Origin of the sequence: Neobacillus drentensis, from assembly GCF_036965645.1 — a bacterium.
In the GTDB taxonomy this organism is placed as follows: Bacteria; Bacillota; Bacilli; order Bacillales; family Cytobacillaceae; genus Neobacillus; species Neobacillus drentensis_D.
The window spans coordinates 25,501-41,095 of record NZ_JBALPZ010000026.1 but is presented as its reverse complement, the minus strand read 5'-3'; the positions used below and the strand labels follow the sequence as shown (position 1 = coordinate 41,095).

Below are 15,595 nucleotides of genomic sequence, written 5' to 3'. Positions count from 1 at the left end.
GATGAAGGACACTTTAATCAGAAAGCCAAAGAGTTTTGTCCTTCATCCGGTAGATGAAGGACACTTTTACCAGAATGTAAAAGAGTTGTGTCTTTCACAATAAGACTTTAAACATATATCTGTAACAATTATCTAAAATCATGATTTCTCAAATACAATATGTGTATTTCAAAAAAAATTCATTGTGACTTATCATTAATTTAAAGAGAAAAACACATCGTTATGTTGTAAAAATCTGAGGAGGAGATCCCTTGAAATTACTAACCTATTCCACAAACAATAAACCTTTACGACTTGGCATTTTAGTTGACGAAAATACGATTGTAGACCCACAGGAAGCATATATCGAGCTATTAAATCAAACTGGACAGCAAAGGGCGAAAGAAATTGCAACCGCTTTATTACCAGCTAATCCAACAGAATTAATTGCAAATGGCGACATGGCTCTAAAGACAGCGAAAGAGGCAGTCTCCTATGCACTTGAAAATGCTGCACAGTCTTCCGCCATTTATAAAAAGGAAAATGTTCGAATTGGAGCACCGGTACTTAAACCAAATAAAATCATTTGCGTTGGACTAAATTACAAGAATCATATTCTTGAAATGAAGCGTGATTTCCCAGTTCACCCTGTTATTTTTGCCAAGTTTGCAACAGCGATTTCCGGTCCGAACGATATCTTTCCGCTAAATTCTAATTTGACTAAAAAGCTAGATTATGAGGCAGAATTCGCATTTGTCATAGGGAAAGAAGGAAAGGATGTTCCATATGAGGATGCCTTGGACTATGTGTTCGGCTACACCGTTGCAAACGATATTACTGCCCGTGACATGCAAAAACGAACCATTCAATGGCTGCAAGGCAAGACGTTAGATAAAAGTCTTCCACTCGGGCCCGTTTTAGTAACAAAGGATGAAATTCCAAATCCTCACAGCTTAGACATTTCTTTAACCGTTAACGATGAGTTAAGGCAAAAGTCCAATACGGAACAGCTGGTGTTCAATGTCAATCACCTTGTTGAGTTTTTATCAGGCATCGTTACTTTAGAGCCAGGGGACATCGTACTTACAGGTACACCTGGTGGTGTAGGGGAAGCACAGAACAAGTTCTTACAGGATGGTGACAGAGTAAAAGTTGAAATTGCCGGGATTGGTGCAATTGAGACAACCATCGTGGAGGTGAATAAAGAATGACAATGAATCTTGAACCAATACGAGATATTGCTCACTTAGCACATATCGAATTATTAACTCCAAAGCCAACCGAGAGTCTTGAATTTTTTCGCGATTTACTCGGAATGGAAATCGTTCATCGAGATGGACAATCGGTTTTTCTCCGCGGCTGGGGGGATCAGCAGCTTTACAGCTTGAAGCTGACGGAAGCAAGTCAGGCTGGTATAGGGCATGTCGCGTTAAGGACTTATTCGGAACAAGCACTTGAGCGGCGAGTTATTGATTTGGAGAAAAGCGGGTACGGAATTGGATGGACCGATGGAGATTATGGTCATGGACGATCCTACCAATTTCACGATGCGGATGGGCATATATTAGAAGTATTTTATGAGGCGGATAAATTTGTAACACCGGTACATTTAAAGCCGGGTCTGAAAAATCAGCCTCAAAAGTTTTCGGCAAGAGGGGCAAGCGTGACGCAGCTGGATCATATTAATTTGTTCAGCTCCAATGTCGATGCCGATAGCACTTTTTATCAAAATCAACTCGGTTTCAGACTAAGCGAACAAGCGATAACCGATGAAGGCAAACAAACAACCGCTTGGCTCCATGTTACGAATAAATCCTATGATTTGGCCATTTCTCTCGATAAATCAGGTGCTCAAGGACGTTTCCATCATGCTGCATTCAAAGTGGAAAGTACCGAAATGGTACTCCGGGCAGCCGATGTATTTTTAGATAACGGAATTTTCATTGAAGCACCTCCTAATAAACATGTTGCAGGTCAAACGATGTTTGTATACGTGTATGAGCCAGGAGGTAATCGAATTGAGGTTTGCTCGGGCGGTTTTCTCATCTTTACACCAGATTGGGAAACGGTAACTTGGACCCCGGAAGAACGGAAAAAAGGGTTAGCATGGGGAACACCGCTTCCATCCACTTTCCACACGTATGGGACACCGAACATTGACAAATAAACCTGAGGAGGATGAGAAAATGAATGAAGTATTGAATAAGTTCTCATATGAGGAAGCGATCGAGCGTGCGAAAGAATTGTCTGCTTCACTAAGAATGCGGCCAAATCTTGGCGAAGAACTAAGACACCAACCCCCGGAAACAATCCAAGAATGCATTTCATCAGGCTTGGTTCGGTCGTTGGTTCCGAGCCGCTGGGGCGGTCACGAACTCAATTGGAAGACATTAGCTGATACTGCAATAGAGGTATCTAAAGGAGATGCTTCTACAGGATGGTGCTATTCACTCCTGCTTTTACACAGCTGGATGCTGGCATTTTTTCCAAACCGGGCACAATCGGATGTTTGGAAAAATAACCCTGATGCATGCCTGGCTACGTCGATTAATCCAAGTCCGGATTCAAAAATTAGCCGTGTTAATGGCGGATATAAATTAAGTGGTAAATGGGGATTCTCCTCAGGAATCAATCACTGTGATTGGGTCATGATTAGTGCGCCTGCACCCGTTTCGGAGGAGGGAGACGAAACCAAAGTCTTGTATTTCCTCGTGCCTAAAAGCGACCTAAAAGTAATTGATGTTTGGCGAGTCATTGGGATGAGAGGAACAGGCAGTAATTTATTGCAGTTAACCGACGTTTTTGTTCCCAAGTACCGAACAATGGAGTTAGAACCTTGGAATCTTCATGGGATCTCCCCAGGGATGGACCTGAATACAGCACCACTTTATCGTATTCAATTGTCAGCTGTTATGCCAGTTACACTACTATCTGTTATTCTCGGAGCAACTAAAGGAGCTTATGAGTTTTGGCGTGACCAGGTTATTGGGAAAAATAAAGCTAGGGGTGGAGGGGCAGTCGCAAACTTAACCCATCAACAAATTCGACTCGCAAAAGTAGCCTCGAAAATTGAAGCTATTGACGCTCTTCTCCATAAATCCTTAGAACTAGTAGAGTCCGGCCGGATACTAGATTATCCGGAACGAGTACGCTTACGCTGTAATTATGCATATTGCGCAGAAATGTGTACAGAAGCAATGGAAACCATCTACACTAGCAGCGGTGCTGCCGCTTCTGCGGAAAGTCACCCTCTACAACAGTTTTGGCGGGATATTCACGCCGGAGCACAGCATACGGCCTTCAATTTTGATTGGGTAGGAGAACTGTTCGGAAAGCTTGAGCTAGGTCTTCCGGTCAAAGTGGAATACTAAGAGAGTAGGAGAGAATCATAATGTCTAAAACTTTAGATCGTCTGAGCCCTGAGCTCGCTGCTTCCTTGCAGGGAGAAAAAATGGTTTCGTTGATCACTGTGGATGCAGAAACAAAACTACCACAATTAAGTGTTGTTTCATGGGTAAATGCTAACCCGGATGGCACACAAATAAAGGTCGCTCTTGGTCATAAAGCATCAAGTATTAACAATATTCAAAGCAATCCTAATGTCATTGTTGGAATGATAGGAGATGGAAGCTGCTATTCCGTACGTGGAAGAGCTGCCGTATCTGAAGTTTTCGAAAAGACGATGAAGCTATGTGTGGTCACAATTGAAATTGAAGAAGTAGAGAATGTTATGTTTTACGGCGGCAAGGTGACGGTTGAACCGGAATATGAAAAAACCTACAATCCTGAACTTGCCAAGAAGTTAGATACAGAAGTTTACGAGCTTCTTAGCTAAAGGAAAACTCTGTAAACAAAAAAAATTAATCAACTTAGAAAAAGTGGCATCAATAATTAAGTAAGGGTTTGCAGATTCATGTACTTCCTTAAAGGATAAATAATAATTAAATCCACGCCTTTTAATAGCGTGGATTTTTTTAGGTAAAGATTAGTCCATCCTCTTGATTGTTCATAAACGATTCAAATTCCTTAGTAAATATAGAAATGAAAGGATTATGGTTATTTCGATTCCAAGCAATAATAAAGTCGATTTCATCGATTTTTTCTTCCAATTCGATAAAACGAAGAGTGGAAGGAGGGTTGGCAATGGCTTTTGGAAGTATAGAAATCCCAATGCCAGCTTCAATCATAAGTAATACCGTTTCAAAATGAGAACCTTCGCTGACAATGTTTGGAGATAGACCGTGTTTTTTAAAGAGTTCTGAAATATGTTGAAAACCATCAGGAGATACTTCATGATTCATCACAATAATGGGTTCAGATGCAATCGAAGAAATACTGATTTTTTTGTAATCGGCAAGAGGATGGTCACTATGCATTACTACATTAAAAGGTATATTTGCTATTTTTTTAGATATAATTTCGGGAAATTTTTCAATGGATAATGATAGTGTAAAACCAATATCGATTTCTCCTAATTTTAAAGAGGAATTTAATGTATCTCTAGTATATTGAATTAATTCAATATTTACGTCTGGATATTTCTTCGTAAATTGATTAATAAGTTTTGGTAAAAAGATTTTTTCAAGTCCTAAATACCCAATTTTAAGATCTCCGGACAGTCCATTACCTGCAAGTCTGGCATTACTTATGGCTTCTTCATAGTGGGCTATAACAATTTTGGCATCTTTTAATAATTGGGATCCAGCATTCGTTAATTGGACAGTTCTTCTATTTCTAATAAACAATTGAACTCCTATTTGTTCCTCGAGATTAGAAATTTGCTTGCTAATCGCTGATTGAGCGACAAAATGTTCCATTGCTGCCTCGGTAAAATTCAATCGTTCCGCGACGGTGACAAAATAACGTAATTGTTTAAGATCCATACGCTAGGCAATAGCTCCTTTCTTGTTGAATATCTACAGTGGACTAATTACCTATATGAAAAAAAGGTATAACTGTGAACGATTAGATGTATTTCACTCCTCTGTCATTCTACCATATACTATGTCTTGGAGTTAACGGTACCAAAAGGTAACTTAGCAATTAACAAGTTTATAAGGGTTAAAAATAGAGGAGGATCACAATGAGTAATTTGTTTACAAATAACCTGCCAAATCACAAGATTCCTTATTTATTAAGAAATGGAGAAGGGGAACGATATCTATTTGGCAGACAGTTAGCTACTATTATTGCAAATGGAAATAGTACGGAAAATTTAGTAGAAATGGTCATTCTTTCAGGAGGAAGGGGCGACTCTTTCCCAACGCATAAACATTTACATAGTCATGAAGGAATCTACATCCTTCATGGGCGGCTTGAGCTTGTGATTGCTAATAAAAAATATTTACTGACGGAAGGAAACTATGCTTATATTCCTGCGGGTACGGAACACAGCTATCAAATGCTCAGCCATCGAACTCAGGTTTTATCTTTTACTTCAAAAGGAGCGGTGTCATACCTTTATTCTGTTATTGGTGAGCCTTACGACAAGTTTGTTCACCCTCCAAAAGCCGTGAATGAACCATCCATAGAGAAATTTGAGAAAGCCTCACTCGCTGCAGATGTAGAGTTTTTCTTTGATCATCAAGCGCTTGGTACCTCACAACTAGTAGAAAATGGGGAAGTACCGGAAGAGATTGCGCCATATGTCCTTGAAACGGGAGAGGGCATTCGCTTAGTTACGGGAGATCAACTTCATACCTTGATGACCACTCAAGCCAATTCTAATGGAGAATTTATTTTTGTTGTTTCAGAAGGTCCGAAAGGTGAAGCGATCCCTGAACATTATCATGAAGAGCATACGGAAATTTTCTTCTGTATTGAAGGTCAGGTTACATTGTGGGCAAATGGAGAAGAAGTCGTTCTACACCCTGGTGATATTCTGCACGTGCCTGCTATCACGGTTCATTCCTATCGAATGGATTCACATTACACAAAAATGATTGGTATCCTCGCGACTGGTTTATTCGAGCCATTTTTCCGTACGCTTGGAGATGTGTATGATGATTATATTTTCCCGAGCGAGCCGGCTCCACTCCGTTTTGATAGAGTACTGCAACATTTAGATAGTCTTGACCTGAAAGTACTTGGCGGTCGTCCAGTAAAAGATTAATAGTAACAAGAAGACTATCCTAGGCTAAAAATTGCATCTATATAAGGAGGAATTTTATTGGAAAAGTTAGTAGATCATTCTGTAGAAATCATAACAGATCTTGTTTACGCAGAGATAAAGGGCAGACAGTTATTAGCTGATTTATATTTACCCAAGGTAAGAAAAGAGCCACTGCCAGTGGTTATTTGGCTGCATGGTGGAGGATGGCGCTTTGGGAATCGAAAATTAGGTCCAGATTTCACCCGATATTTTGCCAGCAAAGGCTATGCGATGGTAAGCATTGATTACCGGTTAAGTGATGAAGATATCTTTCCTGCGCAAATTCATGATGTAAAAACAGCCGTTAGGTGGGTTAAAACAATCGCAGGAGAGTATGGTTTAGACCGTAATAAAATAGGCCTTTGGGGCTCATCGGCAGGCGGGCATCTTGCCGCACTTGCTGCAACAACTGAATCTAACCAATTCATCGGAGAAAACCCTCTCTATCCTGAGATGACAAGTGAGGTTCAAGCTGTTGCAATCGGTTATGGACCAATGGATTTCCTCCAAATCGATGAACAACGAAAATTAGATGGAATTACCGAAGAAGATCCTGAGTCCGTTCAAATTCCAAAGGATAAAAAAACATCTGACCCTGATTCGTTTGAATCGTTGTTTTTAGGGGGACCAATCTTAACATGTCCGGAACGTGTGAAGGAAGCAAATCCATTGACGTACGTAAAATCAGGGCTGCCGCCATTTCTAATTATGCATGGGTTAAGTGACGTGGCTGTTCCGGCACATCAAAGTAAGTTATTATATCAGAAACTAGCAGATAAAAAGAATAATGTATCTCTTTATCTTATTTATGGGCTGGGACATGGATTTCTAAATCGAACAAATTTAGATGAAGGTGGTCCAAGGGTAGCAAGGTGTTATGTCTCAAATAATGGAGAAGAAAAGATTAATGAAGGAATGGATTTGTTGATTTTTGACACGATTGAGGATTTTTTTCGAAGAGAACTTTCATAAGGGAAAACTAGTACAAGTAGGGCCAATTTTTAAATGTAGAAATTATTCTTAGGATTCAAAAGACGAAAAAAATATGAAAAAGGCAGCTTTCATTTTTTCCTACCCGAAGCTGCCTTTTTCATTAGAATCTAATTGCCTAGTTTTAAAATGTATATGATTCGCCATCATCTGGCACTAGAATGTGAGAAGAGATTCCCTTTTCCTCAATAAAGTTTTTTAGTTCTTCTCTGGATAATGTCCAATGGTTGACAGCTTCCATATGGACAGAAATGACTTTGGCGGTAGGAGCAGCCTTATACACCTCATAGATGTCATCTTTCCCCATTACTAGAGAACCGCCTTCAAAGAATTGATTGTCTCCACCATTTACCACAATAAATTCTGGTTTATGTGTTTCAATCACTTCTTGAACAGCTTCATACCATACTGTATCTCCAGCTACAAATAATGTTTTCTCATTTTGATGTTTAAAGACAACGCCACACACTAAACCAGTACGTTTTAATATTTCTCCTCTTCCGTGCTCGCCTTTAGTTTTAATTAATTGGATATCCTCAAAAACTGTATCTTCCTGTAAAACTTCTACATTTTGAAAACCAGCGATTCTTACTTCTTTAGCATCTTCTTCATTTTGAACAAACATTTTTATATCTTTTGGTAATACATCCTTTGCAACTTCATCAAAGTGATCTAAATGTAGATGAGTTACAATTACAGCATCTACGGTAATAATATTTTCAAGTGGCGCCGGTAAGTCAACTAAAGGATTAAATTGATCTTGTCTTAATGAGTTGGGAAAAGGTGGGTAAGTACCTTTCTCAGCTAACATCGGATCTATTAAAAACTTTTTGCCTGCATATTCGACAACTAGTGTTGCATTTCGAATTTGTTGTATCTTCATATTTCTAACTCCTTTTCATTGATATGCGTATAGTTTATACTATGACCGAATACCATTTACATAGATAAAATCAAGTCTTTTGGCCGTTTCACTTGATAAATGAAAGGATTTGAATATATGTTAGATAGCACGGATATGCGAATCCTAGATGAACTATCCAAGAACAGTCGGATCACGATGAAAGAACTGGGAGAGAGAGTCCATTTGACTGGACAAGCAGCCGCATCTAGAGTGGCTAAATTAGAAGATAATGGTGTGATTGAAGGGTATAGCATTAAAGTTAATCAAGCTAAATTAGGTTGTTTTATACATGCTTTAATTAATATCTATACAAAAAGTACGCATCATGAACCTTATTTGTCGTTCATAAAAACACATCCACAATACGTCATAAACAACTATAAAATCAGTGGAGATAGTTGTTACATCCTCGAATGCAGATTCCCATCCAATGAAAGATTAGATGAATTTTTGGTAAACTTAAACAAGTATGCAAACTATAAATTATCGATTGTTATCAAAAAATAAAATAGTACAATAAAAGTATCTAGCAATATATTTTCCAATGTAAAAAACAAAAATCCTTAACCTTTTTATCGGTTGAGGATTTTTTATTGAAGTGAGAAAACAGTCGACAATTTTTTGTGTGAAATGGATAGAATCTAGTAGGATATCGATATAGTCACCTAACATCTTATTCTATAAACTTAAGACAGCGCTATCATGAATTACTAATTTATTGGAGTCTAGTAGGCATTATGAAGATCTTTGAGGAGTGGAAAAATGAAAGAATATAAAGATTGCCGCAATGCAGTTCTACCGCTAGATCTGCACATTCCTGACCCGGAAGCACATGTGATGCCAGATGGAAGAGTGTATGTATATGGTTCCTGGGATCAAGAGGAGAATATTTATTGCAGTAAGGAATATCGAGTCTTTTCTTCAGATAATATGATTGATTGGGTAGACCATGGGAAATCCTTTGATGCCAGCCAAGTTCCCTGGGTATTTGATGAGAATGCTCCCAAATATCCATCCAGTATTTATTGGTCAAAACCAACCCCGTTTTTGAAAAAAATGATTGAAAAAGATACCGAAGGCGGAAAGTTAGAAATTCCTAAGTTCCCAAAAGATATGTTGTTTGCACCAGATGCCATTCATAAGGATGGAAAATATTATTTGTATTTTTGTATGGCAGATTCAAGTGAGGGGGTTGCCGTTGCCGATAAGCCGGAGGGGCCTTTTAGAGATGCGATCCAATTACCTTGTGGGGGAATCGATCCTGCTGTTTTTGTTGATGAGGATGGCCAGGCCTATTTTTATTGGGGACAGTTCTATGCACATGGTGCGAAATTGAAAGACAACATGGTAGAGTTTGAGGAAGGCTCGATTGTAAATAATATTGTCACGGAAGAAGAACATTATTTTCATGAGGGAAGTTCCCTTCGAAAACGCGAAGATACTTACTATATTGTGTATTCCAGTATGGTCCGCGGCAAACCAACTTCTTTAGCTTATGCAACAAGTAAATCACCACTAGGGCCATTCATGTATCAAGGGGTCATCGTTGATAACGATGGATGTGATCCACAGAGTTGGAATAACCATGGTTCAATTGAAGAAGTAAATGGCCAGTGGTATGTATTCTATCATCGCAGTTCTCAAAATAGACAGCAAAAACGCCGACTTTGCATTGAGCCCATTTTCTTTAATGAGGACGGGACCATTCAGGAAGTGCAAATGACATCTCAAGGGGCAGGACGGCCATTTGGTATCAATGAAAGAGTTGAGGCCTTTCGAGCTTGTCAGTTATCTGGCAGTGTTTACATCGCACCATCCAAAAATAGGGATGAGGTTTTAACAGGTATTCAGGATGGAGATGAGGCTGTTTTTCGATATGTTGAATGGGATACACAGTCCAAGGAAATTTCAATAGAGGCCAGTGGCAGTGGTGAAATTCATATTTATCTAGATTACGAGAAGCAGGCATCTGGGAGTATCATCTTAGAAGAAGGGCAAATTGTTGCTTCTTCCTTCCAAGGTACCCCTGGAAAACATCAAATTAAATTGCAATTTAATAAGATAAAAGAATTACAGATTCATGCATTGTACTTTAGATAAAGATTTTTTGATCAGTAAAAACGTTTGGCTAAATCCACGTGCATAACTGCGTGGATTTTTGCTTCTGTGACAATGATAAACGACCTTTCCCATGAAAAAATCGTAAAACTAGTGTATTAAATTAGAGAAAACTAGTGACGTTCTTAATAAAACTAATTTGAAGTTGAGGCGACATAAAAAAGATGATTTCATCATATTTATCATCAATGAGAGGTTAAAGAGGTGAAAATATGTTACGCTATGCTGGCAGAAGATTCATCTGGTTTCTGATCGGAAGTACGATCTTTGCTACCTTTATTGGGTATGCCCTGTTTAAGGCTGGTCTCATATCATTTCCTGATATTCAAAAACCCCAAAGAGCACTAAATAGTAATGATCATAATCGAAATAAAAGAATTGGTAAAATTCGAGTTACTTAGAGAGATTCCAGTGGTTCTGTCTATATCCTGTTCATACATGAAAAATACGACAAGGGCAACCTAATGGACACATTTGGTTGCCCTTGTTTACATTCTGAAATTCAGCTGTGGATGTTAATGGTATGTCCGCTCTTCTATTTTATTGTTTAATTTTAACTAAAGAATTTATTTGATTATGTTTTAATATTTCTAGTAATTGTTCTGCCATATAACTTGGACTATACTTAAATCCTCCTGAAATCCATTCTATAATTAATCCTAATATTGCATATGCTTGATAACTTGCATGCAATTCTGGGTTAATAGACGGTTTAGGGAAACAATCGATTAAGTCATTCAAGGCAAGATCTTTTAAAACAGTGCAGAGCTTACGTTCAAAGCCATTTAATGTTTCTGATTGAAAAATTAGTGAATAGAAATTGGCATATTTACTGACATGATCAAAAATTTTAATCGCCGAGGTTGTCAGGTTATTCACCTCAAACAAATCAATGTTTTTATATGGTTCGCGGTAAGACTCGATTAAATCAGTGATCACTTCATCAATCATTTCATTTAATAGATCCTCTTTATATTGATAATGCTTATAGAAGGTTCCCCGATTCAATTCAGCTGTTTCCACAATCTCCATAATTGTTATATCCTTGAAATCTTTTTCTTGCATTAGTGAGATCAAGGCGTCTCTCATGGCCTTTTTTGATTTAATAATTCTTCTGTCAAAATAATTAATAGACATAGAATTCCTCCAATGTTCATTAATGATTTTTAATAATCATAGGAACATATTTATGTTGATTAATAAACATTTACAAGCTTATTTGCTGATTGAAATGATTATTTAACAATAATTATACTATAAATATGATGGTAAACAAATGTTGAATAGAACTGAATATTATAAACAGATGGAGGAACTTATATGAGACTTCAAAATAAGGTAGCGGTAATAACTGGAGCAGGTTCAGGAATGGGAAGAGCAATTGCGATTTCTTTTGCAAAGGAAGGAGCAAAAGTAGTAGTTTCTGATATAAACATAGAAGCAGCCAATACAACGGTGGAAGATATAAAGTCTAATGGTGGACAGGCTATCGCCGTTTTGGCCAATGTTGCGAGAGAAGATGATATCCAAAACCTTATTAATACTGCGGTTGATACGTTTGGAACATTAGATATCTTAGTCAATAATGCGGGAATCATGGATAACTTTGAACCTGCGGGAGACATTGAAGATGAGAAATGGGAAAGAGTTTTTGCTATAAATACTACAAGCGTGATGCGCACAACAAGGAAAGCGCTATCAATCTTTTTGGAAAAACAAAATGGAGTTATTATTAATATAGCATCAGCCGGTGGACTTCAAGGAGCAAGAGCAGGAGCTGCTTATACAGCTTCTAAGCATGCAGTTGTTGGTTTTACCAAAAATACTGGATTTATGTACGCAACAAAAGGTATACGTTGCAATGCCATTGCACCAGGTGGCGTTGAAACAAACATTAGTTCATCGATGACTGGTTTTAACGAATTTGGAATGGGACGCATTCAAGCAGGGTTAGCGATTAATCCACGGGTAGGTAAACCAGAAGACATTGCAAAGATTGCTCTTTTCCTTGCTTCTGATGAATCCAGTTTCGTGAATGGAACAGTCATTACTGGGGATGCAGGTTGGACTGCTTATTAATTTTGTTCTTTAATACATGTGTTATAACCGTCGAGATTTATCTCGATGGTTTTTATATGAAGAAACGCTTTACTCTATATTTTAATAATGAAAAATTATACGTAACATGAGTTTATTAAACTAACTACTAAAATAGTTGACCACTTTTTGGAGTAGATTTTTTTAATTTTATTATTCATATCTTTAAATTAGTTTGAAATGGACAGTACTTTAGTTTGGGGATGATATAAAAATAAAATTAATTCACTGCTATAGTAGATTTAGAAAGCGTTATTAGTGGACTGTAAATACTTATGTGAGATTGCGTAGTTTTGAAATTGTTCAAATGAAAATCAAAATAGGAGTGATTTAAATGTCATTAACATTTCCGAATAGTTTTAAATGGGGAGTAGCGACAAGTGCATTCCAAATTGAAGGAGCCTGGAATAAAGACGGAAAAGGACCGTCCATATGGGATACCTTTAGCCAAACACCAGGCAAAGTATGGAGAGATATTCCTGGTGATGTCGCAGTGGACCATTATCATCGCTATCGTGAAGATATTCAACATATGAAGGAAATAGGGGTAAATTCTTACCGGTTTTCTTTTTCGTGGCCCAGAGTATTGCCTAATGGGACAGGGCAGATCAACCAAAAGGCTTGGATTTTTATAAAGGGTTAGTAAATGAACTATTAGAAAACGGTATTACACCAAACGCAACTCTTTATCATTGGGATTTGCCTCAAGTATTAGAAAACAAAGGCGGCTGGACAAACCGAGATGTAAAAGACTGGTTTGGAGAATACGCATCATTAATGTTCCGTGAGTTTAATGGTTTAGTTCCAATGTGGTCGACTCTTAATGAACCTATCGCTATTTATGCCGGGTATGGACTTGGTTTTTTTGCTCCCGGCATCCGTGACGAAAAGTTAGGGAAAGCAGCGAAGCACCATGCATTGCTTGCACATGGGGAGGCTGTTAAGGCATTCCGGGCTGAAGGGATGAAAGATAGTGAAGTTGGAATTGTAATAGATATTTGGAAACGCCATGCTGCACGAGACTGTCATGAAGATATGGAACTTGTAAAACGTGGAGACGAAAATAGTTTCTTATTTTTCCTAAATCCTATTTTCAAAGGCCATTATTCAGATTACATTTTGAATCAGATGAGTAATGAAGGGACCATGCCGGATATTCAGCTTGGTGACCTTGAGCTTATTTCTCAACCAATAGACTATTATGGTCTAAATGTATATAACCGAATTCTAGTTTCTGAAGATCCTAATTTATCAACTGATCCTGCAACTGCTCATCTAAGAAATAATAACGAAAACGGGATAGTTGGAGGTAATTTTCTAGATAATGGACAAGAGTTTTATCCTAAGTCTGTTTATGACGCAATTAAGTTATTAAATGAGGATATTAAAATAAACATTCCAATTTATATTACAGAAAATGGGATATATAATTGTAACGAAGATCTAATCGATGGAAACGTACATGATATCGAGCGTATTAAGTATATAGAAGGTTTTTTACATTGGACACAAAAAGCTATAGCTTTGGGTGCAGATGTCCGTGGTTATTATGTATGGTCTCTAATGGATAATTATGAATGGGCAGCTGGATACAATAGACGTTATGGGTTAATTCATGTTGACATTGAAACTCAAAAAAGAATATGGAAGGACAGTGCCTACTGGTATAAAGAGGTTATCGAAAGGAATCAAGTAAAGGTTAGATGAAGATGTTGCATTAATACGAATGCAAACCACGCTTTTTTTATTGCGTGGTTTTTTTGTATATTATTCCAAATTGTAACTATTCCCATGGGCAAGCATCAAGCAGGTTTTTATTAAAAGCGATATTCAGACTATTTTAATAACTTATGTTTGAAATGGATAGGAATTATGTCACATATGGCTATAGTTAACCATCAGTGTCTCCTTTAAACTAAATATAGAAGCGCTTTCAAACTTTTAAAAAATAAAAAAGGAAAGAAGGTTAAATAATGAATTCTAATGTAATCAAAACACCTTTTCCTCGTTTAATTGCCGGTATTTCGATTGGAAGCTTTGGTTATAATCTCGCACTCATTACACCATTAGCATTTTTGCTTACAGTAAAACTAGCTATGCTTGATCCTGTAAACGTTACCAAGAACTTTAGTATCATTGGTCTAACTACGGGCATTATTGGTATTTTAAGCCAATACATGGCTGGCGTGACTAGTGACAGAACAACATGGAAATTAGGACGCAGACGCCCTTGGATTTTGATTGGTTCAATTGGCGGAGCAGCGGCACTTTACGGGGTAGGGGCTGCTAAATCTTTTACAATGGTCTTGTTGTTTTGGGCTTTAGCCAAACTCTTGTTAAGTTTTATGAGTACGGCCATTACCGCTTTAATTCCAGATCAGGTGCCGGAAAATAAACGTGGTACTGCTTCAGGGATCTATGGTCTTGTCAGCCCGCTTGCGATTATGATTGGGATTAACTTAATGTTTATCTTAAATAGCTGGGCAATTGAAAAGAAATTTTTATTACTTGGACTTATTTGTGTCGTATTTGCCATTATTACAAGCTTATTAATAAAAGAAGGAAAAGTGGAGTATCAACAAGAACGCAGTAAAAATGATTCCTTAACATTCGGTGAAAAAATGTCTCGGATTTATCCAAGTCCAAGAAAATATCCTTTCTTCACATTTGGAGTATTAACTAGATTTTTCATGGGTATTGCCTATACGGCTGCCTCTTTTACCAGTGTCTATTATCTAGAACGTTTTCATGTTTCTCAACAAGATCTAGCCGGTATTGTCTCTACAAGCATGAATATAACCATCCCAATCTTAGCAGTGGCCAGTATCATCGGCGGTGGTCTCTCTGACAAATTTGGCCGTCAAAAACCATTTGTCTTTCTTGCCGCAGTTGTTACTGCAGTTGGAATTTTAGGCTATGGCTTTGCTCCTAGTATTGGCTTTTCCTATGTTTGTGGATCAGTCATTTCCCTTGGTTTTGGAATGTTCTTAGCAGTCGATATTGCCCTGATGTCAAGAGTCCTTCCACATCCGGAAGATGCAGCAAAAGATATGGGAATCGTCAACATTGCCAATGATATTGGAGGATCGCTTGCCAACTCGGCTGCAAGTCCAATTGTTGCGGCAGGAGGCTATCCATTATTCTTTGGGGTATTGGCTATCTTCGGAATTCTAGCAGGAATTATCGTTAAACCAATTCCAGAATTGGAAAAAAAGGAACCTAATAATATTGAAATTGCTCAGTAAAAAAATGATAAAATCCGCGCTTTCCTTGCGTGGATTTTATCCATATGTAGGTGATTAAACGTGAATATAAGCTTAATACTCATTGCAATAGCAGCAGTTCTTTTTGAAATA

Annotated in this window: 14 protein-coding genes and 1 pseudogene; 12 read left to right on the top strand and 3 right to left on the bottom strand. The window is 37.8% G+C overall.

Going from position 1 to position 15,595, the window contains the following annotated elements; all coding sequences use genetic code 11:
* Positions 1-251 precede the first annotated feature (251 nt).
* From V7266_RS04800 to V7266_RS04785, 4 genes are read left to right on the top strand one after another with little or no spacing between them, the layout of a single operon-like run.
* Positions 252-1,190, top strand: coding sequence for a fumarylacetoacetate hydrolase family protein (locus V7266_RS04800; RefSeq protein WP_335466269.1), 939 nt, complete (start codon positions 252-254; stop codon positions 1,188-1,190).
* The gene (locus V7266_RS04795) at positions 1,187-2,146 is read left to right on the top strand and encodes a VOC family protein (RefSeq protein WP_335466267.1); all 960 of its coding nucleotides are present in this window, start codon (positions 1,187-1,189) and stop codon (positions 2,144-2,146) included. Before V7266_RS04800 ends, V7266_RS04795 begins: the two co-directional genes overlap by 4 nt.
* Before the next feature lie 19 nt (positions 2,147-2,165).
* Positions 2,166-3,350 (top strand): hypothetical protein, encoded by a 1,185-nt coding sequence (locus tag V7266_RS04790; protein ID WP_335466265.1) that lies wholly within the window; start codon positions 2,166-2,168, stop codon positions 3,348-3,350.
* Positions 3,351-3,370: 20 nt separating this feature from the next.
* Positions 3,371-3,814: a pyridoxamine 5'-phosphate oxidase family protein gene (locus tag V7266_RS04785; RefSeq protein WP_335466263.1), complete on the top strand. Its 444-nt coding sequence runs from the start codon at positions 3,371-3,373 to the stop codon at positions 3,812-3,814.
* A gap of 139 nt (positions 3,815-3,953) precedes the next feature.
* On the opposite strand, the gene V7266_RS04780 is transcribed toward V7266_RS04785, so the two are convergent.
* Positions 3,954-4,862, bottom strand: a complete 909-nt coding sequence (locus V7266_RS04780) for a LysR family transcriptional regulator (protein WP_335466262.1) — start codon at positions 4,860-4,862, stop codon at positions 3,954-3,956.
* A 200-nt stretch (positions 4,863-5,062) separates the two neighbouring features.
* Here V7266_RS04780 and V7266_RS04775 point away from each other — a divergent pair, with 200 nt between their 5' ends.
* Both V7266_RS04775 and V7266_RS04770 read left to right on the top strand, forming a co-directional pair.
* Positions 5,063-6,091 (top strand): quercetin 2,3-dioxygenase, encoded by a 1,029-nt coding sequence (locus V7266_RS04775; protein WP_335466260.1) that lies wholly within the window; start codon positions 5,063-5,065, stop codon positions 6,089-6,091.
* Positions 6,092-6,148: 57 nt separating this feature from the next.
* The gene (locus tag V7266_RS04770) at positions 6,149-7,102 is read left to right on the top strand and encodes an alpha/beta hydrolase (protein WP_335466258.1); all 954 of its coding nucleotides are present in this window, start codon (positions 6,149-6,151) and stop codon (positions 7,100-7,102) included.
* A gap of 142 nt (positions 7,103-7,244) precedes the next feature.
* Here the strand turns inward: V7266_RS04770 and V7266_RS04765 are convergent, their stop codons facing one another.
* Positions 7,245-8,003, bottom strand: coding sequence for an MBL fold metallo-hydrolase (locus tag V7266_RS04765; protein WP_335466256.1), 759 nt, complete (start codon positions 8,001-8,003; stop codon positions 7,245-7,247).
* A gap of 117 nt (positions 8,004-8,120) precedes the next feature.
* On the opposite strand from V7266_RS04765, the gene V7266_RS04760 reads away from it, so the two are divergent.
* The 3 genes from V7266_RS04760 to V7266_RS04750 all read left to right on the top strand — a co-directional run bounded on the left by V7266_RS04760 (position 8,121) and on the right by V7266_RS04750 (position 10,543).
* The gene (locus V7266_RS04760) at positions 8,121-8,531 is read left to right on the top strand and encodes an Lrp/AsnC family transcriptional regulator (protein WP_335466254.1); all 411 of its coding nucleotides are present in this window, start codon (positions 8,121-8,123) and stop codon (positions 8,529-8,531) included.
* Positions 8,532-8,786: 255 nt separating this feature from the next.
* A complete protein-coding gene (locus V7266_RS04755) occupies positions 8,787-10,124 on the top strand; it encodes a family 43 glycosylhydrolase (RefSeq protein ID WP_335466252.1) in 1,338 nt (445 codons plus the stop codon).
* Between the two features lie 230 nt (positions 10,125-10,354).
* On the top strand, positions 10,355-10,543 hold the full coding sequence (locus V7266_RS04750) for a hypothetical protein (RefSeq protein ID WP_335466251.1): 189 nt from the start codon (positions 10,355-10,357) through the stop codon (positions 10,541-10,543).
* A 139-nt stretch (positions 10,544-10,682) separates the two neighbouring features.
* Here the strand turns inward: V7266_RS04750 and V7266_RS04745 are convergent, their stop codons facing one another.
* The gene (locus V7266_RS04745) at positions 10,683-11,279 is read right to left on the bottom strand and encodes a TetR/AcrR family transcriptional regulator (RefSeq protein ID WP_335466249.1); all 597 of its coding nucleotides are present in this window, start codon (positions 11,277-11,279) and stop codon (positions 10,683-10,685) included.
* Between the two features lie 183 nt (positions 11,280-11,462).
* On the opposite strand from V7266_RS04745, the gene V7266_RS04740 reads away from it, so the two are divergent.
* The 3 genes and pseudogenes from V7266_RS04740 (at position 11,463) to V7266_RS04725 (ending at position 15,484) form a co-directional block, all read left to right on the top strand.
* Positions 11,463-12,221: an SDR family oxidoreductase gene (locus tag V7266_RS04740; RefSeq protein WP_335466248.1), complete on the top strand. Its 759-nt coding sequence runs from the start codon at positions 11,463-11,465 to the stop codon at positions 12,219-12,221.
* Between the two features lie 352 nt (positions 12,222-12,573).
* A pseudogene (locus tag V7266_RS04730) lies at positions 12,574-13,946 on the top strand (GH1 family beta-glucosidase).
* Positions 13,947-14,212: 266 nt separating this feature from the next.
* On the top strand, positions 14,213-15,484 hold the full coding sequence (locus V7266_RS04725; RefSeq protein WP_335466242.1) for an MFS transporter: 1,272 nt from the start codon (positions 14,213-14,215) through the stop codon (positions 15,482-15,484).
* Positions 15,485-15,595: the final 111 nt, after the last annotated feature.